Annotated in this window: 18 protein-coding genes; 13 read left to right on the top strand and 5 right to left on the bottom strand. The window is 37.8% G+C overall.

Annotated elements, in window-relative coordinates; genetic code table 11:
- Positions 1-39 precede the first annotated feature (39 nt).
- The 3 genes from H4J41_RS16805 to H4J41_RS16795 form a co-directional block, all read right to left on the bottom strand.
- A complete protein-coding gene (locus H4J41_RS16805; protein ID WP_182137266.1) occupies positions 40-435 on the bottom strand; it encodes an adenylyltransferase/cytidyltransferase family protein in 396 nt (131 codons plus the stop codon).
- Positions 436-461: 26 nt separating this feature from the next.
- On the bottom strand, positions 462-1,655 hold the full coding sequence (locus H4J41_RS16800; RefSeq protein WP_182137265.1) for a CDP-glycerol glycerophosphotransferase family protein: 1,194 nt from the start codon (positions 1,653-1,655) through the stop codon (positions 462-464).
- A 100-nt stretch (positions 1,656-1,755) separates the two neighbouring features.
- Positions 1,756-2,691 (bottom strand): glycosyltransferase, encoded by a 936-nt coding sequence (locus H4J41_RS16795; protein WP_182137264.1) that lies wholly within the window; start codon positions 2,689-2,691, stop codon positions 1,756-1,758.
- Positions 2,692-2,990: 299 nt separating this feature from the next.
- Between H4J41_RS16795 and H4J41_RS16790 the strand changes: the two genes are divergently transcribed.
- The 8 genes from H4J41_RS16790 (at position 2,991) to H4J41_RS16755 (ending at position 11,246) form a co-directional block, all read left to right on the top strand.
- On the top strand, positions 2,991-4,331 hold the full coding sequence (locus tag H4J41_RS16790) for a phenylacetate--CoA ligase family protein (RefSeq protein WP_182137263.1): 1,341 nt from the start codon (positions 2,991-2,993) through the stop codon (positions 4,329-4,331).
- Positions 4,321-5,463, top strand: a complete 1,143-nt coding sequence (locus H4J41_RS16785) for a glycosyltransferase (protein WP_182137262.1) — start codon at positions 4,321-4,323, stop codon at positions 5,461-5,463. Before H4J41_RS16790 ends, H4J41_RS16785 begins: the two co-directional genes overlap by 11 nt.
- Before the next feature lie 85 nt (positions 5,464-5,548).
- Positions 5,549-6,190 carry a polysaccharide deacetylase family protein gene (locus H4J41_RS16780; protein WP_182137261.1) on the top strand — a complete coding sequence of 214 codons (642 nt, stop codon included), beginning with the start codon at positions 5,549-5,551 and terminating at the stop codon, positions 6,188-6,190.
- Entirely contained in the window at positions 6,187-7,392 is a 1,206-nt protein-coding gene (locus H4J41_RS16775) for a glycosyltransferase family 4 protein (RefSeq protein WP_182137260.1), read from the top strand. The genes H4J41_RS16780 and H4J41_RS16775 overlap by 4 nt, the downstream gene beginning before the upstream one ends.
- Position 7,393: 1 nt before the next feature.
- On the top strand, positions 7,394-7,918 hold the full coding sequence (locus H4J41_RS16770) for a serine O-acetyltransferase (protein WP_259364474.1): 525 nt from the start codon (positions 7,394-7,396) through the stop codon (positions 7,916-7,918).
- Positions 7,918-9,090, top strand: coding sequence for a glycosyltransferase family 2 protein (locus H4J41_RS16765; RefSeq protein WP_182137259.1), 1,173 nt, complete (start codon positions 7,918-7,920; stop codon positions 9,088-9,090). Before H4J41_RS16770 ends, H4J41_RS16765 begins: the two co-directional genes overlap by 1 nt.
- Before the next feature lie 71 nt (positions 9,091-9,161).
- On the top strand, positions 9,162-10,256 hold the full coding sequence (locus H4J41_RS16760; RefSeq protein ID WP_259364472.1) for a hypothetical protein: 1,095 nt from the start codon (positions 9,162-9,164) through the stop codon (positions 10,254-10,256).
- A gap of 3 nt (positions 10,257-10,259) precedes the next feature.
- Positions 10,260-11,246, top strand: coding sequence for a polysaccharide deacetylase family protein (locus H4J41_RS16755; protein ID WP_182137258.1), 987 nt, complete (start codon positions 10,260-10,262; stop codon positions 11,244-11,246).
- Between the two features lie 193 nt (positions 11,247-11,439).
- Here H4J41_RS16755 and H4J41_RS16750 read toward each other — a convergent pair whose 3' ends face one another.
- Positions 11,440-12,849: a TIGR03013 family XrtA/PEP-CTERM system glycosyltransferase gene (locus H4J41_RS16750; RefSeq protein WP_182137257.1), complete on the bottom strand. Its 1,410-nt coding sequence runs from the start codon at positions 12,847-12,849 to the stop codon at positions 11,440-11,442.
- A 258-nt stretch (positions 12,850-13,107) separates the two neighbouring features.
- On the opposite strand from H4J41_RS16750, the gene H4J41_RS16745 reads away from it, so the two are divergent.
- From H4J41_RS16745 to H4J41_RS16725, 5 genes are read left to right on the top strand one after another with little or no spacing between them, the layout of a single operon-like run.
- Positions 13,108-13,731 (top strand): XrtA/PEP-CTERM system exopolysaccharide export protein, encoded by a 624-nt coding sequence (locus H4J41_RS16745; RefSeq protein WP_259363405.1) that lies wholly within the window; start codon positions 13,108-13,110, stop codon positions 13,729-13,731.
- Positions 13,732-13,768: 37 nt separating this feature from the next.
- Entirely contained in the window at positions 13,769-15,361 is a 1,593-nt protein-coding gene (locus H4J41_RS16740) for an XrtA system polysaccharide chain length determinant (protein ID WP_182137255.1), read from the top strand.
- A gap of 3 nt (positions 15,362-15,364) precedes the next feature.
- Positions 15,365-16,228, top strand: coding sequence for an XrtA-associated tyrosine autokinase (locus H4J41_RS16735; RefSeq protein ID WP_182137254.1), 864 nt, complete (start codon positions 15,365-15,367; stop codon positions 16,226-16,228).
- Positions 16,185-17,813: a TIGR03016 family PEP-CTERM system-associated outer membrane protein gene (locus H4J41_RS16730; protein ID WP_182137253.1), complete on the top strand. Its 1,629-nt coding sequence runs from the start codon at positions 16,185-16,187 to the stop codon at positions 17,811-17,813. Before H4J41_RS16735 ends, H4J41_RS16730 begins: the two co-directional genes overlap by 44 nt.
- Before the next feature lie 4 nt (positions 17,814-17,817).
- Complete coding sequence (locus H4J41_RS16725; RefSeq protein ID WP_182137392.1) at positions 17,818-18,849, top strand: XrtA/PEP-CTERM system-associated ATPase; 1,032 nt, start codon at positions 17,818-17,820, stop codon at positions 18,847-18,849.
- A 467-nt stretch (positions 18,850-19,316) separates the two neighbouring features.
- Here the strand turns inward: H4J41_RS16725 and prsR are convergent, their stop codons facing one another.
- A complete protein-coding gene (gene prsR / locus H4J41_RS16720) occupies positions 19,317-20,666 on the bottom strand; it encodes a PEP-CTERM-box response regulator transcription factor (RefSeq protein WP_182137252.1) in 1,350 nt (449 codons plus the stop codon).
- Positions 20,667-20,672 lie beyond the last annotated feature (6 nt).

Raw genomic sequence — 20,672 nt, 5'->3', positions numbered from 1 at the left:
AATAAAACCAAATGGAAGTTTTCATTTGTTCTGCTGTTTTTAATTTATTTCTCTTACTATTTCAATAATTTCAGTGGTTGAAATTGAAGGTGTTCTTGGTAAATAAATAACTTCGCATATATCCTTAAACTCATCAAAGCGCCCTTGCCAATCATCGCCCATCACTAATATATCAGCCTTAGTGTCGATGATATATTCGCGCTTTAACTCCAGTGACTTTTCGAAGAAAACTTCATTAACACATTTTAATTCTTTAATTATTTCCATGCGATGTTGTTCATTACATATTGGGTTTCGCTGCTTTTTAGAGAAATTTAACGCATCGGTTGATACACCAACAATTAAATAAGCACCTAGGGCTTTTGCCCGTTTTAATATCTGTAAATGACCAATATGAAATAAATCAAATGTGCCAAAGGTCAGTACCTTTTTCATAAACTTATATCCTTATTTGTTATTTGTTATTTGGTCAGTTCATTATAAAGTTGATTGGAGAATGGCGAAGAATCATAGTGCGTTTTATCATGAAACTTAGCTTTTAAATAATCATACTGTTTTTTATACTCTATTGATTTACTATTGTTTTTTAGCATAATTAACCGATTTAGTATGTCATTCCAACTATAGCAATAGGGCTTTAATGTCACCTCTTCAAATTCAAAATAAAGTGCTCGTTCACGTTTTTTATAAAGGTCTAAGTCGAACGGTGCAAACACAATAGGTTTATTAGACAATAGAAAATCAAAATAAATACTTGAATAATCTGTGATTAAGCAATCATATTGGTTGATTGTTTGGTATATGTCGTTTCCTGCATCTAACTTAATATTTTTTGAATTTTTTATTTGTTTTACTATTTGATAGGGAGGTTTATTTACGGGGTGCATGCGTAACGTTAACTTAATATTATGCTTTGTAAGTTCAGCTTCCATTTGCTCAATGTCGAATCCGTACTTTTCAAACAGATCACATTCAGACGCCATTCCACCTCGAAATGTTGGCATGTAAATACATTTAAATTGTTCGTTTTCAATATGTTCAATATGTTCAATATGTTCAAAAAAAACATCATTACGAGGAAAGCCACAAGTTAATACCTTGTTTAGAGGAACTCTAAATGCTTTTGCTAATATATTTTGTGTCAGTTCGCTGGTGGCGACAACAATATCATTTCGGTGTTTATTATAAGGTGACAACCAATCAATAAACCGCCCCATTGAGTTTTTTTGATTTTCACGTCCACCAAAGACGTCGAACATTATTTTTTTTAAAGGAATGCCATGCCAGAGCTGAACTACCTCTGTGCTCTGCCCTATACAAGGAGAAAATAGATCATCGTGCAGCGACTGACAAATAAAAGCCTTACTCGCTCGTAATTGATGCCAAATTCCTTTACAGCTTCTCTCATGATAAGCGCAGTAACCTTTTTGCTGAAGCTCTGTCAATATATTAGGATTTTTAGTGATCCATACCGCTTGCGTTCTGTCGCCATGATGCTTATTTACAAACTCAAAGAAAGCTTTAGGGTTGTCACTATATTTTTGACCAAACCATGCGCTAAACACCCATAAACTTTTACGCTTTGGGATAATTTTACCAAGCATATAAAAAAACAAATTAATAACTAATGCGCTAGCAAGTTGTATTTTATTCATCAAAAAAATCCTTTTATTCTTTTTTATTACTTCACCCAACTTACTTAAACCAACGCTTATAGTGAAAAAACCACCAACAGAAAACCTGAATATAGTGTCACTATTTAGCGGCTAATTTACGTTTATTTTTTTGCAGTATATGCCAAATAAAGTTTGGCACTACTTTTATGCACCAGCCTTTTAACAAGCACGGAATATTTTTTTTAGTTCGGTGCGCACGAATCAAAGTATTACCGGCTAAATTATACAAGCCCGAATAAATATAAGACTTAGCATACCTAAGGTGTAGCTGTTGTTTGATTAACGACCAGTCTGCAGTTTTTTGGTAAGTAGTCGCTATTGTTTCAATTTTTTTTAAACATACCATTTCAGCTTCATGCATTTTCTCATCGTTTAATGAGTAATTGTCGCCATGAAATACGTGAACAGCGAGGTATTCTGCAACAAAATCAAACTCACAAACCATGGCTAATTTAAGCCAAAGGTGCCAGTCGTCTACCCCCATTAACGCTCTGTCATCGTCAAAACCATCGACTTGCTGTAAGTCGCTTTTCCGAACTACAGCGGTACAGCAAGTGAGCATATTTAATTGTACTAATTGCTCAAAAACCTTGCCTTTGTGCTTATTTTTAAAGCCTGATTTTGACTGCCTTTTATATAAAATATAATCAGTAATGGCGCCACAGTAAACTAGACCAACTTTGTTATTACTAAACAATGGCATTTGTTGACTGAGCTTGCTTGGTAGCCATAAATCATCTTGATCACAAAAGGCGATAAAATCCCCTTTTGCTTGCGCGATACCAAAGTTTCTAGCGTGAGCAACACCGCCATTACTATTAAAAAAAGGCTTGATACGGGGGTCTTGCGCTACAAGTTGACTAATAATAGCTTTTGAATTATCTACAGAACCGTCGTCAACTAAAATAAGTTCAATATTTTCATACTTTTGAGCTAATATCGATTCAACAGTTTTTTCTAGATATTCTGCACCGTTATATACAGGTACAACAACAGAAACTAATACTTGCGACACAAAAACTTCCTTTTATTTACTTCTCTATGTAATCCACACAGGTAAGCATGTAGCCAAACTTTAACTTGCCAAGTTAACATCATAAATGTCGCCCTAAATGTAAGTGCATAAATATTTAGTTAAAATAGTTAACGCTACAAATGCCTTTATTTAAGTCATAACAACTGCGGTATTATTATCAACAAAGCAGTTAATTTTTTATTATCTAAGAATATTACTATAAAAGCGTTACTTTTATGTAATTAATTTGTTAAATTTAAGTCATTGGACGACTAAAAATAAGAGGAAGGTTTTTACTGATGTATACCGCAATTTTTCGTCATGTATTAATGCCGATGTATGAACTTGTTAAAGGTAAAAATCTTGTTGAACATATCACCCATTATGAACAACATTTAACCTGGACGCCTGAAGAGTTAAAGCAACATCAGTGGCAGCAGCTGCGAAAATTACTTGAGCATGCATTTCAACATACCAGTTTTTATCCAAAGTTTTGGGCTAAAGTTGGCATACACTCTATTGATGACATTAAGACTATGTCAGATTTTGCCAAACTCCCCTTAGTGACTAAAGATGATATTACCGAGCATTATCGTGACATTGTCGCCAATAACGCAAAAAACAATATCAAAAAAGCGACCGGTGGCTCTACAGGGCAACCGTTTCGTTTCGAACTTGATATAGAAAGCAATACACGCCGAGAAGCTATTATGTGGCGCGGTTATGGTTGGTTAGGCGCAGGCTTAGGGCAAAAAACGTTATACCTTTGGGGGGCTGATATTGGTCAACCCACATTATTTAAAAGTATAAAAAATAACTTGTACCATAGGTTTTACAATAGAAAAATGCTTAATTCGTTCGCCATGAACACCAACAATATGCATACCTATGTAGAGGAGATAAATAGTTATCGACCCACAGCAATGGTTTCTTATGTGAACCCTTTATATGAATTAGCTCGATTTATTATCGAACACAAAATATCGGTATTCCCCCCAAAAACGATTCTGACGGGTGCCGAGCCATTGCACGAATTTCAGAGACAAGTCATCGAAAAAGCTTTTAACTGTGAGGTTTATAATACCTTTGGTTGTCGTGAATTTATGCTGATGTCAGCAGAATGCCAAGAACACAAAAAATTGCATATTAATAGTGATCACCTAGTGGTGGAAACTGTTAACAATTTAGGACAGTCAATAACTGGCGAGTCAGGCGATTTGGTTGTTACCGACTTATATAATTATGGCATGCCATTAATTCGATATGTTAATGGTGATCGAGCCACTTTAATAGACCAAGCTTGCGGGTGCGAAAACCCGTTACCCATTATGAGCAGTATTGATGGCCGTAAACTCGATATGATTAAAACTGCTTCTGGCAAATCAATTCCCGGCGAGCTTTTCCCACACTTGTTTAAAGAATTTATTGGCATAGATAAATTTCAAGTTAAGCAAAGCGAAATATCTAGTTTGCAGATATTGTTGATTACCAATAAGCACTTTACTGAACAAAACAGAAGTGACATTGCCAAAGAGATAAATAAATACGCTGAAAACGAGTTACAGCTGGTGTTTGATCTAGTAGATGATATCCCGCTAACCGTTAGCGGCAAACACAGAGTAACTATTTGTGAACTCTGATAAAAGCAAACAATCACTTGTTATAATCTCTAATTTATACCCTTTACCTTGGGAGCCTAATCGAGCAACATTCAACCGTCAGCAGTTTGCTCAACTCGATGATAAATTTACTAAAAGTGTTTTAGTGCCCATTGCCTTTGCTGATTGGATTTCACATAGAAAAGAGCTTAAACAAACAGAAAACTTGCGATATGTACCTTACTTTTACCTGCCAAAGTTTGGTCGTCGATTTTATAGCGCTATGATGTTTGCCTCGATAATGCTGCATTCTGGTTACTGGTTAATGCGCAAAAATCCGAAAAAAATATTCGCCAGCTGGGCCTTTCCTGACGCTGTAGCGGCTAGTTGGATCAGCAAGCTATTTAATTGTGACTTCTATTTTAAAGTGCATGGCAGTGATATTAATTTGCATGGCAAAGTGCCGGCTCGCGCCAAACAAATAGTTAATGCCAGTAAAAGAGCTTTAGGCATTTTGTCAGTCTCTCAGGCTCTAGCTAATGAAATGATCGCTATGGGTGTTAATAAAGAAAAAATTCATGTTATTTACAACGGTGTTGATCAGCAAAAATTTCAAGTTCAGCATGCCATATCAAAAGAAAAAACTGATGATTATATTTTATATGTTGGTAATTTAAAAAAAGAGAAAGGTGTCATTGAGCTTCTCAAAGGCTTTGCTGCAATAAGTGAAAAACACCCTACCCTTAAATTGTTATATGCTGGGTCTGGTAATTTACGCAGTGAAATTTCTAGCCAAGCAAAAAATTTAGCCATCAGTGACAAGGTTATTTTATTGGGCAGTGTTGATCATGACCAATTGCCTGAGCTTATTAGCCAAGCTCGTGCCTTAGCCTTACCTAGTTATAACGAAGGTGTGCCAAATGTAGTACTTGAGGCAATGGCTTGTGGCATACCGGTATTGGTCAGTAATGTTGGTGGTATTCCTGAAGTGGTTGATGAAAAAATTTGTGGCAAAATAATTTCAGCCAAAAGTGACTTGGCCGTGGCCAATGGCTTAGCTTATATTTTATCAAACACATGGGATAAAGAAAAAATACAGCAGCATAGCTTACAGTTTTCTTGGCAAAAAAATCGCCAGCAACTGCTGCAAATGTTAATGAAAATTAACACTTGATAGCAATATTATTAACATTCAGGGTATGATTATTAATCGTTACTGTTACAATGTGATTTAATCAAAATAATGGAACTATGATTTAATGCTCGGTAAATTAAAATATCTCCTCAGGTCAATCATACTGCCCGACCGTTTATTTTTATTGAGCAAAACTCAACAAGAAAAAACACTCTATTTAACCTTTGACGATGGTCCTGTTCCTGGCGTAATCGAGCGTTTGTTGGATTTACTCGATAAATATCAAATTAAGGTCACCTTTTTTATTATTGGTAGTCGAGCAGAAAGCAACCCTGATTTACTGCACGAAATCCACAAGCGCGCTCACACCATCGCGAATCACTCTTATAGTCATCCCGCGTTTCATAAAATTTCACATACTGAAAAAATCATAGAAATTGATAAAACTAATCTCATTATTAAACAGATTACGGGTAAACCTTGTACCTTATTTAGAGCGCCTCATGGGCGTTGGGATAAACGCTTAATATTGACACTGCTGCTGAAAAAAATTACCGCCGTGCATTGGAGTCGCGACTCTCAAGACTTTTTAAAAGAGCCTGCTAATAAAATTGCCGAGCGCTTACTAAAACAGCCAGTTAAGTCTGGCGATATTATTCTATTTCATGACGACAACACACGTTGTATTGATGCACTTGACATACTAATTCCGCAATGGCTTGCGCAAGGTTACTGCTTTAGCGCACTGGAGCACAAATACGAGTGAATATTTTATTTCATCATAGAACCCGTGGCAGAGGTGCTGAAGGTGTGCATATTCGAGGTGTTGTTAAAGGCTTGAGGCAGTTAGGTAATAACGTGGATATTTTATCTTTACCTGGAGCCGAACCTGAAGCAGAAGAAACAAACATTGCAGTTGAACAGGCTAAAAAAGCACCGACTAAAAAAAGTAGTTTTTCCATACTTTCTGATCTGACTAAACATGTGCCAGAATTTGTCTTTGAAATTTTTGAACTGGCTTTTAATTTAATTGCCTTAATACGTTTACGTAAAGCGGTTAAAGAAAAAAATATTACCCTTATTTATGAACGTTATTCTTTATTTATGTTTTCCAGTGTTTGGTGGGCAAAACGTCATAGCTTACCCATAGTGCTAGAAATTAACGACTCTTGCCAAGTTCAAAGGGTGCGTGCATTAAGCTTTAAAAAGCTTGCTGCAAAAATAGAGGCTTGGACTTTTAAAAATGCTACCGGCTTAGTGTTTATTTCAACGCGATTTAAGCAAGTCGCTGAGCAAGCCTACGGTGAGATTGCAAACTCGGTTGTTTCACCCAATGCGGCCGACTTAGATAAGTTTGTTATTGATGAAAGCTCAGGTGGCGCTTTAAGAAGTAAACTCGGTATTGAAGACAAAATAGTGCTGGGTTATGTCGGTGCATTTGTGCATTGGCATGGTATTGACTGGTTTGTAGATTTAGTTTGCCATCGATTAAAACAAACACCTGAACTAGTATTATTGCTAGTAGGCGATGGTGTCGCTTTTGAGGGCATTAAAAACAAGGTGATTGAAGCCGGTGTTGAATCGCAAGTTATTTTACCGGGTAAAGTGCCACATCACCAAGTTTCATCCTATTTATCCGCCATGGATTTAGGGATATTACCTGATTCAAATGATTATGGTTCACCGATGAAATTATTTGAATTTATGGCGATGGGCAAAGGCATGATCGCTCCTGACTTTAGTCCTATTGCCGAGGTTGTTCGAGATAACGTGACCAGTTGGTTGTTTCCAGCTGGCGATAAACAAGCCTGTATCGACAAAGTTTTTGACATTGTTAATGATAGAAAAGCACATAAAGCCGTCGGTATTAATGCCCGTGCTTATATTGAAAGCGAGCGCCAATGGCAGCATAACGCGGCGCAGTTATTATCGCTCGTGAGTCTAGATATAAATCGAGATGGTAATTGAAATGGATAATTTAAAAGCTGACTTAAGAAGAAAACAACAAATTTTTGCCCAAGATGGTGCTGATGTCAGTATGCTCAGAATTTTCATGGCTGACGGCACAAGCGCTAATGTGCTGTATCGATGTATGCGCTGGTGTGCTACCCACCAACTTGGCTTATTGGCTTACTTTTTTCAATGGGCTAATAAATTTTTAAACGCTTGTGTTATCGGCAGTGGCGCTGACTTTGCCCCTGGCTTTGTCATTATGCACCCTATGGGCATCGTTATTAATTCTAAAGTGGTTGGCGGCCATAATATTACCCTAGAAAGTGGCGTAGTTATTGGCGATGAAAAAGGTCAATCACCTATTTTAGCTAACAATATATTTGTTGGTGCGGGTGCAAAAATTATTGGCGGGCTAACCGTCGCTGATGATGTGAAAATTGGTGCTAATGCCGTGCTGACTAAAAATGCTAATAAAGGCGCCACTATGCTGGGTATACCAGCTAAAGCTTATATGAAAAAAAATCACGGGGCAGCGAGTTAATGGAAAGCTTATTTTGGGTTAGCCTCACAATAATTATCTACAGTTATTTTATTTACCCGTTAGTTTTATTTACTTTTAGTGGGATTAAACAAGCTTTCAGTGACACTAAGTATTTATGGCGCAGACATCAACGCCGGACCTTAAATATTAAGGATTACCCCGCTGTTACTGTCATTATTGCTGCATATAACGAAGAGTCTTGCATCAAAGCCAGAATAGAAAACCTAGTCAGCTTAGATTACCCAAAAGAAAAGCTTACGTTATTAGTTGGCTCAGATGGCAGTAACGATCAAACCGCAGACATACTCTCAGCCTGTGATATCGAAAATTTATACGTGCATATTTTTAACACCAACAGAGGGAAAATGAGTGTTTTAAATGACTTAGTTGAAAAAACCATTGACGATATCATCATATTTTCTGATGCTAATACCCATTTTCAATCTGATACCATAGCGCAATTAGCTCGGCATTTTAACAATGATAAAGTTGGCGCAGTTTGCGGTGAGCTGCATCTAGTAGATGGCGATACGGGTGACAATAAAGACAACGTATATTGGCGTTACGAACAAGTACTAAAATTTCATGAATCTAGGCTGAATGCACTACAAGGGGCAAATGGGGCTATTTATGCTATTAGAAAGTCACTTTTTATGCCATTGCCTGCAAACACTATTGTTGATGACTTTCAAATTGCGATGAATGTGGCAAAGCAAGGTTTTCGTTTAGTTTACGACCCTGAAGCCATAGCTGTTGAAGAGATAGCCCCAAACCTTGCCGAAGAAAAAGGCAGAAGAGTGCGTATTGGCTTAGGTAATTACCAAGCTTTTTTTAAGATGTCTTGGGCTTTAAACCCGTTATTAGGTTGGCGTTTTGTCGCTTATATTAGCCATAAAGTCTGCCGATGGTTTGTACCACACTTGATGTTGATCGTCTTGATTAGCAATGTGTTGTTACTTGATAGTGGTTTTTATCAAGCGATACTGGCGGCGCAATTAATATTTTATTTCACTGCCTTTTATGGCATTAAACAACAGGCCGATAACAAGAAAACAACAATGTTAATCGCACTTTTGGCTTTTTTTGTAGCGATGAATCTGGCATTGATGCGTGGATTTATTAAATATTTTAGTTCCAACGTGCAGGGAACTTGGCAAAGGACAACTCGCTAGTGATCATTTTATTTTTATTTCTATCTTTCATAGCTTTATATCTATTTTTTCTTATTTTAAAGAAGAAAAATATGCAGGAGTGGCTGCCACAATACATTAAACAACGCATGAACAAGCCAGCCCACAACGCGGCAAATACCCAACATATTATTTTCTCCTTTGTTGATCACTATGAGCCACAATGGGGTAAGCCAAATAGCATTGATATTGAACGCAGCCGTGTTGACCGTTGGTGTGAAGAATATCCAGCCATGGCCAGTAAACACCTTGATGCCAACGGCGTACACCCTCAACATACCTTTTTCTACCCCGAGGAAGAGTATCGCTTTGAACATTTAGATAAAATCGCTAAATTATGTCGCGCTGGTTTTGGTGAGATAGAAGTACACCTGCATCATGACAATGACACCTCTGATAACCTAAGAGCGTCTATTAGCCAATTTTGTCATGTTTTACATAATGACCATGGTGCTTTATCCCATCATCCAGAAACAGGGCAATTAATGTATGGCTTTATTCATGGTAATTGGACACTAGATAATTCAGGTCATGACGGTAAACTTTGTGGTGTAAACGACGAATTAATTGTTTTAAAAGAAACCGGTTGTTACGCCGACTTTACCTATCCGTCGGCCCCTCATAGTACACAACCTAAAACCATTAATAGTATCTATTACGCCAAAGATGATGCGCTTAAACCTAAATCGCATAACACGGGTGTTGACGTGAGTGTTGGAGGAAGCCCATGGGGTGACCTTATGATAGTGAACGGCCCATTGATGTTGAACTGGAAAAAATTAAAAAAAGGCATTTTCCCTCAAATCGAGAACGCTGACATTAGAAAAGGCATGGAGCCGACTGATAAGCGTGTTGATTTATGGGTAGAAGCTAATGTGCATGTTAAGGGTAAGCCTGATTGGGTATTCATTAAAGTGCACACTCATGGCACACAAGAAAGAGATATGGACGTTATATTAGGGAAACCTGCTGATGATATGTTTTCTTATTTAGAAGCTAAATACAACGATGGTGAGCGTCATCAGCTGCATTACGTTAATAGCAGGGAAATGTACAATATGATTAAAGCAGCTGAAGCAAATGAGGCAGGAAGTCCTCATCAATACCGTGATTATATCTTACCCAAACCTGATTTCATTGCGAAATAGCGCATGCTGATCAATAAAATTAGAACGCGAATTTTCCGTCATTTAGGCATGACGAAAATATTATGGCGTTATCGAAAAAATGGCATTTATTGCTTTAATTTTCACCGTATAGGTGACGCTAATAAGGGAAAGTATGACCCTAATATATTTTCTTGTAGCGTAGAAGACTTAGAAAAACACGTTGCTTTTATTAAAAATAATTTTGAAATTATCAATCAGGCTTACTTTATAGCCATAGTCAATAGTGGCCAGATAGTTGATAAAAAGCTCGCTTACATTACCTTTGATGATGGTTATTTAGATAACTACGAATTAGCTTTTCCTGTTTTAAGGGCCATGAATGTTCCCGCCACCTTTTTTGTTGCTACCGGGCTAATTGAATCAGAAGTTGTTCCCTGGTGGGATGAAATCGCCTGGCATGTTAGGCAGTGTAATTTAGATGAACTGAGTCTGCCTTCGTGGCATAAGCCGGTTGTATTATCTAACACAACGTTAAATAAAAAAATTAAAGCCGTACTAAGTCAATTCAAATCGGCATCGGCGCCGATAGAAAAGCAATTAGTAGAATTACGCCAGATTACTGGCTTGGTATTAGAGCATTATGACAGTGAATTTATGACTTGGGCGCATATAGCTGAAATGGAATCAGCCGGCATGACAATCGGTGCTCATTCACATTCGCATCGTATTTTTTCAAGCTTAAGTGCCAAAGAACTATCACATGAATTATCGCATGCAAAAATGTTATTAGAAGCGAAATTAGCTCAAAAAGTATTGTCTATTTCTTACCCCGTGGGTAATGCCTCAACCTATAACAAAGACATGTTTGATGAAATAGATCGACAAGGATATCAACTTGCTTTCACTTTTCGATACTTTATCAATCAAGAATTAAAGCCTAACAAATTTCAATTAGGACGATTCTCGATTTCTGAGCCCTTTACTGAAAGAAGATTTATGGAGTTGTGTCTTAACGCACCTACCCTTTAAATGATCACAACAGTTTGAAGTTTTAAGTTGCTAGCTGTCAGCTTTCAGTTAACAAATAGCGGTTAACAAATAGCGGTTTTAAGTGATTAATATTACGGTGTAAACCTGCATAAATGTGGGGGTTTATTCTTGAAGCTATCTCTCAAACTCAAGTACATAGGCACTTGAGTTTAAAGACATTAGGGTGGAAAGTTTAGCGGCCCTTGCCAAATAAAATGATTTCAACTGTTCTTATTAAAATCAGTAAATCCAACATAAAGCTGCGATGTTTGATGTAATACAAATCGTATTTTAGTTTTTCTAAAGAATCATTTTCTGTAGCGCCGTATGGGTACTTAAGTTGCGCCCAGCCTGTTAAACCCGGCTTAACGTTATGACGTTCATTATAGTATGGAATATTCTTAATCAACTGCTGAACAAACTCTGGACGCTCGGGACGAGGGCCAACAAAACCCATTTCACCCAGCATTACGTTATATATTTGCGGTAGTTCATCAATGCGATATTTTCGAATAAACTTGCCAATTCTTGTGGTTCTATCGTCATTTTCTGAGGCCATTTGAGCACCATTTTTTTCTGCATCAAGTCGCATACTTCTAAATTTAATAATACTAAAGGCTTGGCCATCTACGCCAACACGCTCTTGAGAATAAAAAACAGGCGCTTTTAAGCCCTCATCTAACTTAATTAATAGGGTAGTAATGAGCATAATAGGCCAAGTAACCATCAATAAAATAAAGCCCATACCCGCATTAAAGACCCAGTCTAAAGTGTTTCGTAGATGATTAGGTGATGCAAAGCCATTCGAATATATAACCCAACTTGGATAAATTAAATTAACAGCAATTTGACCCGTTTCACGCTCTATAAAGTCAAGAATTTCTGTTATTTCAACGCCCCTAATTTTACAGGCAAAAAGTTCATCCACAGGTAGGTTTTCTCGGCGCTCGTCGTTGGCCACAACAATTTCATCAATTTGATGCTCTAACGCGTAATTAACTAATGAGGTATCTAACTTAATGATATTTTCATTGATGATGCCATGGTCAGCATCGCCATTAAGGACAACAAAGCCATGCATAAAAAAGTTTTGTCGGTCAACATCACGACGCATTCGCCTTTCTATAATCGAGGCACGTTCACCTCCTCCTAATACTAGGATATTGCGTTTATTGAAACCAAAAAAGTCTATTCGTAGCGTTAAATACCTCACAGCACTCACTATGAACAAACTTATCAATGACGCCATAGCTAGTAGCTCAATAGCTAATGCGTCAGCACCGTAAATAGGATTGAGCAAAGAAACAATAAAGAAACCGATAGCGACCGACACCAGTAATCTTCTCATGACGCCTCGCAAGTTCTCCCTTAACTTGGAGTTATAAAGTCCCATTGCCAAACATGAAAGCTGAACCATTAAAGCAAAAACAACTGCGTGGATAAACAACACGTTTAACGCGATACTTTGTGTATCGTAAGCAACAAAATGAAATAAACTATTTAAGTATAAGCTCAGTAAAAGAGCGCCCGCAAAACAGAAAAATTCGATTAAGACTAAAGACTTGCTACCCGAAGATAAGTCGCGAAATTTAAGGCTCGACATAAGGTTGGAAAGTTCCTTTTTAGTGAATAAAAATAAACCAGCATGCAATGCTTTTATTTTCTCAGGTGTTTATTAGAGTTGATTCATTACTAAATGTAAAGATTAGTATGTGCAAATGTTAGTATATTTAATGCACTTGATTTACAATATCTTTACAATATATTAAATAATGTGCATCAGATGTAAAAATCAAATACAATCTGATTGCTTATATAAAAAACGGTTGTAAATAAGAAGGTTAATACCATGGAAAAATGCATGACTAATACATTAAAAGCACTTATATTTCTTGCACTAGGTTATATTGTAACCGGATGTAGTTCGCCTACATTACCTCCTGCACAGCTTCACCCGTCCAACACTGTTGATGTTGACTCATACAAATATTTAATTGGTGCCGGCGATGTGGTCAATATTTTTGTTTGGCGTAATCCTGAGGTTTCCGGCACGTTTATCGTCCGTCCTGATGGCATGATCACCACTTCGCTAGTTGAAGATATTCCCGTATCAGGCAAAACACCCACGGAACTTGCCCGCTCAATTGAAGAAATACTTGCTACCTATTTGCGAGAACCTGTTGTGACCGTAACGGTCAATAATTTTGTTGGCCCCTTCAGTGAGCAAATTCGCATTATTGGTGAAGCAGCCCAGCCCAAAGCAGTAAACTACATTCAACATATGACCTTATTAGACGTTATGATCCGCGTTGGTGGCTTAACTGAGTTTGCCAATGGTAACGGGGCAATATTAGTGCGTATAGAAAATGGTCTACAAAAACAATATGACATATTTATTGAAGACCTAATTAAAAATGGGGAAATATCAGCAAATGTTGATGTATTACCTGGCGATATTATTGTAATACCTGAAACATGGTTTTAAACGTAATAGCTTTATTTACCTGTTTTAGAGGCCGGGCATGCAAGAAATTATAGAACAAATTATAGATTACCTTAAAGGGATTTGGCTTAAGCGTCGCTTTATTATCATATCAACTTGGTTAATATGCCCGTTAGCGTGGGTTTATATTGCTCAACTCGATAATGTATATGAGTCTGAAGCCCGTATATACGTAGATACTCAATCTATCCTGGGTCCGTTGTTAAAAGGTTTAACGGTTAAAACAAATCCCGAAACACAAATCCGCTTAATGATTAAAACGCTGTTAAGTCGCCCAAATCTAGAGCGCATAACGCGTATGACAGATTTAGATGTTCAAGCCACTACGCCTGCAGCTTATGAGTCATTAATTGATCGCTTAAAATCTAATATTACGATTAGAAAAACGGGTGGTCGCGCAGATAATATTTTTACCATTTCTTATCTAGATAAAGATCCTGAAATGGCAAAAAATGTCGTTAATTCGGCATTAACTGTGTTTATTGAGAATACGTTAGGTGAAAATCGAAACGATTCCAACTCAGCACAAAAATTCTTAGATACCCAGATCAAAGACTATGAAAATCGTTTATTAGCATCTGAATCTAGATTGACCGATTTTAAACAAAAATATAGTGACGTTTTACCCGGTCAATATGGCGGCTATTATCAAAAGTTAAATCTTGTAAAAGAGCAACTAAAAGTAATTGATTTAAGTTTACGTGAATTAGAGACTCAATTAAAGTCTGCGAAAGCGCAATTAAGCTCTTCTCCGTCCAGTGGCGGTAATGCTCAAAATAACATTAAGAATTCCTATAGCATTCAAACCACTTATGACGATCGTATTGCTGAATTAGAAGCAAATTTAGATTCACTACAATTACGTTACACTGAAATGCACCCTGATGTTAAAGAAGTGAAACGCAGACTGGCTCACTTAAATAATAAACGCAGTGAAGAAATTGATGAATATTTAAGTAGCACTAAAAATGACGATGGCAGTAAGCTTTTAAGCAGCCAAAATCCCGTTATACAACAATTGCAAATACAAGTGAATCAGTTAGAAAATCAAGTGGCATCAACTACCGTTCGAGCCAATGATTATCGCCGGCAAGTTAAAGAGCTTGAAAGCAAAATTCACATTTTGCCAGAAATTGAAGCAGAGTTAACCTCATTGAATCGTGGCTATAATATTACAAAAGAAAAATATGAACAATTACTCAACCGCAAAGAAACAGCACTATTAGCTCAACAAGCCAATGAAACAACCAACCCAATACAATTTAAAGTTATTGACCCACCTCGAGCCCCAACTGCACCCGTTGGGCCCAAACGCATGCTATTTCTAGTGGGTTCGACTGTTTTTGCTTTTGGCGTTGGTGTTGGCTTATCACTGTTATTTAGTCAGGTTAACCCTGTGGTTACCTCTAGTAGCCAGGTAGCAAAAATTACAGGCATTCCTGTCTTTGGTGTGGTGTCAGCCACAGAAAATCTTGGCTTGCAGCGTTGGCATAAACGAAAAACCCTAATTTTTATTATTTCTAATTGTGTGCTCTTCATCATGCTGGCATTTTTTATGCTCTATGCCATTGCACCCAATGTCATATTAGCGCCGATCAGAGGGATTTTATAATTTATGAGTATTATCGAAAAAGCGCGAGCAAAACAACAACAGAAAAGTTTAGAAACCTCCGTTAAGGAGGCTCAATATCCGCTAGAAGAAGAGAGCATTAACGAGCCTATTGACGCAAGTCCAAAGCACGAATTAACCCTGGATAAAATAGCTTTAGCAGAGCGCGGTTATCTGATTGATAACGGTACCCGAAAAAGTATCAAAGACGAATTCCGTAAAATCAAGCGAATACTGCTGAACAATGCTTTTGGTAAAGCGGCAAAAACACTACACCATAGTAATTTAATTATGGTCAGTAGTGCTAAACCCAACGAAGGTAAAACCTTTGTTGCGATTAACTTAGCGTTAAGTATAGCGCTTGAACAAGATAAAACGGTATTGCTTGTCGATGCAGATGTTCTGCGGCCAAGTGTTATGCGTGAATTAGGTATCGAAGAACAGCTTGGTATGATTGATTATTTACTGGGTAAAACAGAACAGGTAAGCGATATCATTTACAATACCGATATTAATAAATTGAAATTAATACCGGCGGGAAAACTACATCATTTGTCTAACGAATTATTAGCCAGTGAGAAAATGGCCACATTGGCTAATGAGTTGGCTAATCGTTATCCCGATCGTATCGTTATTTTTGATTGCCCGCCATTAATTGGCGTCACAGAAACACTGGTATTAGCAAATTTAATGGGGCAAGCAATCATTGTTGTTGAGGAGTCAAAAACCTCAATTGTTGATATACAGGCGGCAACTGAACACCTCAACGAAAATTTAGCTTTGGGGCTGGTACTTAATAAAGCAATAAGATCTCATAAGGATTTGTATGGCTACTACGGCTACGGCTATGGGTATGGCACAAAAAACTAAACTCTCGACTGTTTTTTTAGCATTGATTTACTCTAACTTTGCTTTTTCAGGTGATTGGCAATTTGACCCGAGCATTAATCTTGATGAAACTTATACTGACAATGTTAGTTTAGTTTTTAATAATGAACAGTCTAGCTTAGTAAGCCAAGCTGGGGTTAATATAAAAACCAGTTATACCGCACAACAAGCAAAATTCACTTTGTCGTCGCAAAGTCGTTATGCACTTTATAGCCATAATCATAAACTTGATAATGACTACCACACGATAGCGAGTGATTTACGGTTGCAGCTTTGGCCTAACGGCCTTGTACTTTTTGGTGCTGCAAACATTTCAAACCAATCCCGTAATCGCAGTAGAAATGCCTTAGCAGATATCGTCTCAGCCGATACTGTGCGAGTAGAAACCTATGATGGTGGCCTTGAGTATAATATTGATAATAGTGATTTTATCTTGAATTCTACTCTGGGCTATCGTCAAACCAATTCAGAAGATGACATTGGTAATCGTCAAGGTGTAGTTGCCAATATCAACAGTACCAACGGCACAAGCGCTCGACATACCTTTTGGTCACTAGGGCATAATTATCAAAAGCTAAGCAACAATAACCGGAATGGTAAACAGAGCCAAAGCGAAGCCATAATAGGGTTAATCACTGACTATAAAATCAATCCTTTTGTTCGCTACTATAATGAAGACAATAGTGGTGATTTAAATAATTCAAATCGTTCAATAGAATCAAATTCATATGGTGTAGGTGTACGCTGGTTAATTTCTCCCCGACTGCGTCTCGATACTTCCTATAATAAGCCGATTGGTAAAAAACTCGATATTGATGGCGATGAACAAAAAGCCTATGTTGATGCTGCGGTGCTATGGCAACCATCAACCCGTACCAAACTATCCGCAAATTTTTCTGAACGCTTTTATGGTAATAGTTATGGCCTTGATTTAACACATAGAAATAGGCGTTTAACCAACACCATTAGTTATGTTGAAGATATTCAGACCTTAACTCGTAATAATTTTGTGGCTAACATAGTCGGATTTTATTTATGTCCTAATAATAATTCGTTACTGATAGAGGAGTGTATTCTCAGTGAGGGTGACACTATTATTCCTGACAATCCTAATGACCCTAACGGTCAGGACTATGTGATATTGGCAATTCAAGATTTTACATTAGTAGAAGATAACGTTTTTTCACTTAATAAAACACTGAGCTGGAACTCTTCACTGACACTGCCGCGCACAACGATTAGTTTTAATGCGGATCAGCGAAATCGCGAAAATCTCGACACCCGTATTGAAGACGAATTGAGCTCAGCAAGTTTAAGCATAAAGCGAAAAGTCAGTGGCCGTTCTAACGTTAGTTTGAATTTATCTTACACTGAAACTAGTTTACAACTTGATACCGAATTTGAGCGAACCGATCGTTATCGACGTTACCAACTAGACTACGAAACATCCTTAAATAGTGCATTGTCTTTTAATGTCGCTGTGAGCTATCTAAACAGAAGCTCTGGCAATGCTCCGCTCAATTATGAAGAAGGCCGCGTTAGCGCCAAAATTACCAAAGGCTTCTAGTCGTATGTATGAAAGTTATTATGGTTTTAAAGAAAGACCATTTCAATTAAGTCCCGATCCGAGATTCTTTTTTGCTTCTAGTCATCATCAAAGAGCCCTGTCATACCTTCAATATGGCTTAGATCAAGGTGAAGGATTTATCGTGGTTACTGGGCCAATAGGTACTGGAAAAACTACTATCGCCCGCAATTTATTAAATAACTTAGGTGATAAAAGTATCGTAGCAGCTCAGCTTGTTACCACTAAACTAAACCCTCAGGAGTTACTTGAGTTAGTCGCTTCAGAATTTGACATCTCTGTTATTGGTAATAGCAAAGCAGATTTACTGCAAGGCATTGAAAAATTTCTAATTCGATTACATCAGCAAGGAAAAAGAGCCTTATTAATTGTTGATGAAGCGCAAAATTTACCGAGTGAAACCGTTGAAGAGTTACGTATGTTGTCTAATTTCCAGCTGGATAATAAACCTTTAATACAGAGTTTTTTACTTGGCCAAGAAGAACTAAAAGGCATTATACAAGCGCCTAATATGGAGCAGTTTCGCCAACGTATTATTGCTTCTGCACATTTGAAACCTTTATCAAAAGCAGAGGTGAAAGAATACATAAATCATCGGTTGCACCAGGCAGGTTGTATTAAAGATGATTTGTTTTCCAATGCGGCATTTGACCTCATTCATGAGAAAACCCTCGGTGTGCCACGAAAGATAAATATTTTTGTTGACCGGTTACTTTTATTTGGTTTTTTGGAGGAACTTAAAAGTATAGACACTGATGCGATTAATGAAGTTGCACAAGAAATGACAGTTGAACTTACCGGCTCACTAAATACCGCAGAGCTGGCCAGTAATGAGCCAAGTCAAGTTGTGGTAAATTCTTCAGAAAAAGTGGAAAGCATTAAAGAGATATTAAGAGAAGTTGAAGAAATACTGGAAGGTAATATAAAACAAAAAATAAAAATGGCCCGTTATGTTGATAAAATACTCAAACATAAAAGCCGTATTTACACCAATACAGACGAGAGCACCCAAAAATAACCCATCTTATGGTTATAGCTTTGCCTGCGCAGATTAAGCCTAGGTTGAGCTAAATGCCAATCGATGAAGTGTAACCACTGCGAATGTTTTTTGGCCTATCACGTTAATCGCCCGCTTAACGATTGACGGACTGAAGTCCGACCTACAAAAAATTGCCCTGCCTAGGTTGAGCTAAATCCCAATCGATGAGGTAGTAGCCACTGCTAATTTTTTTGGCCTATCACGTTAATCGCCCGCTTAACAATTGACGGACTGAAGTCCGACCTACAAAAAATTGCCCTGCCTAGGTTGAGCTAAATGCCAATCGATGAGGTAGTAGCCACTGTGAATTTTTTTGGCCTATCACGTTAATCGCCCGCTTAACGATTGACGGACTGAAGTCCGTCCTACAAAAAAATTGCCCAAGGGAGATTATCCCCCCTAGGGTCAATGTAGGTTGAATTTTAGTCCATCAAGTTAAATGACATTTAACCATTAACTTTTAACCCATACTTTTCTATTAATGAATAAAGTGTTGGCCGAGTTACACCAAGCAAATCAGCTGCTTTGGACATGTTGCCGTCAGAGAGTGTATAGGCTTTTTGAATGGCGATTGATTCAGCTTGCTCACGTACTACACGTAAATTAAGTGAGAGTGCAAAACTTTTATCTTGATGATCAAAGAAACCTAAGTCCATTGCGGTTACCTGTGTGCCCGTCGTCATAATAACCGAACTTTTCACCTTGTTTTGTAACTCACGGATATTACCTGGCCACTTGTGCGCTTTAATCGCGCTTAATGCATCTTCAGAGAAACTTTTAACGTTACGCTTATATTCGATAGCATAATGTTGAAGAAAGTACTGTGCAAGGATGATGACGTCTTCATCTCGATCACGTAACGGCGGAATATTTAAAGTAATTTCACTCACACGATAAAACAAATCTTCTCGAAAGGTCTTATCAGCAACCATCTGTTCAAGATCTTGATTTGTCGCGCAAACAACTCTGACATCAACTGAAATTTCTTGTCGGCCGCCAAGACGCTCTATATTTTTTTCCTGCAAAAAGCGTAACAATTTGGCTTGTAAACTATAGGGCATATCACCAATTTCATCGAGAAATAATGTCCCGCCTTCTGCACATTCAATTTTTCCTTTGGTGGTCCGATGCGCGCCAGTAAAAGCGCCTTTTTCAAAACCAAATAATTCGCTTTCTAATAAAGTCTCTGGAATAGAGGCACAATTTATCGCAATAAAAGGCTTTTTTTTACGATCACTCGCTAAGTGCACAGCATTAGCCGCTACCTCTTTACCGGTGCCACTTTCGCCTAACAGTAAAGCCGTTATGCTGGTTGGAGCAATACGTTTTACCATCATGCGCAAACGTTCAATACTCTCACTGTTGCCAATAATACCCATGTCACTGCCGGCAACCGCACGCATTTTCCGGTTTTCTTCTTCAATGGCTGCCAAACTAAATGCACGAGAAACAATGACATTAATCACGTCAGTTTCAATCGGCTTTTGATAAAAGTCATACGCGCCAGCAGAAATCGCTGCTAACGCATGAGTTCGATCATCATTGCCGGTGATGACAATAACTTTACTATGAGGTGCAATAGTCAAAATTTCTTGCAATGCAGCTAGACCTTCTGACGCGTTAGCTGCATCGGGTGGTAAGCCCAAATCTAAGGTGATAACTTTAGGTTCATGACGGCGAACCGCAGCAATCGCGCTTTCACGATCGCCTGCGAGTACAACATCGTAATCAGATAAACTCCATTTTAATTGCTTTTGGATGCCTTTATCATCGTCTACGATTAACAACTTTTCCATGCTAGT

This window comes from Colwellia sp. MB3u-45, assembly GCF_014077005.1.
GTDB lineage: Bacteria > Pseudomonadota > Gammaproteobacteria > Enterobacterales > Alteromonadaceae > Cognaticolwellia.
This window is presented reverse-complemented; position numbering and strand designations above follow the sequence as displayed.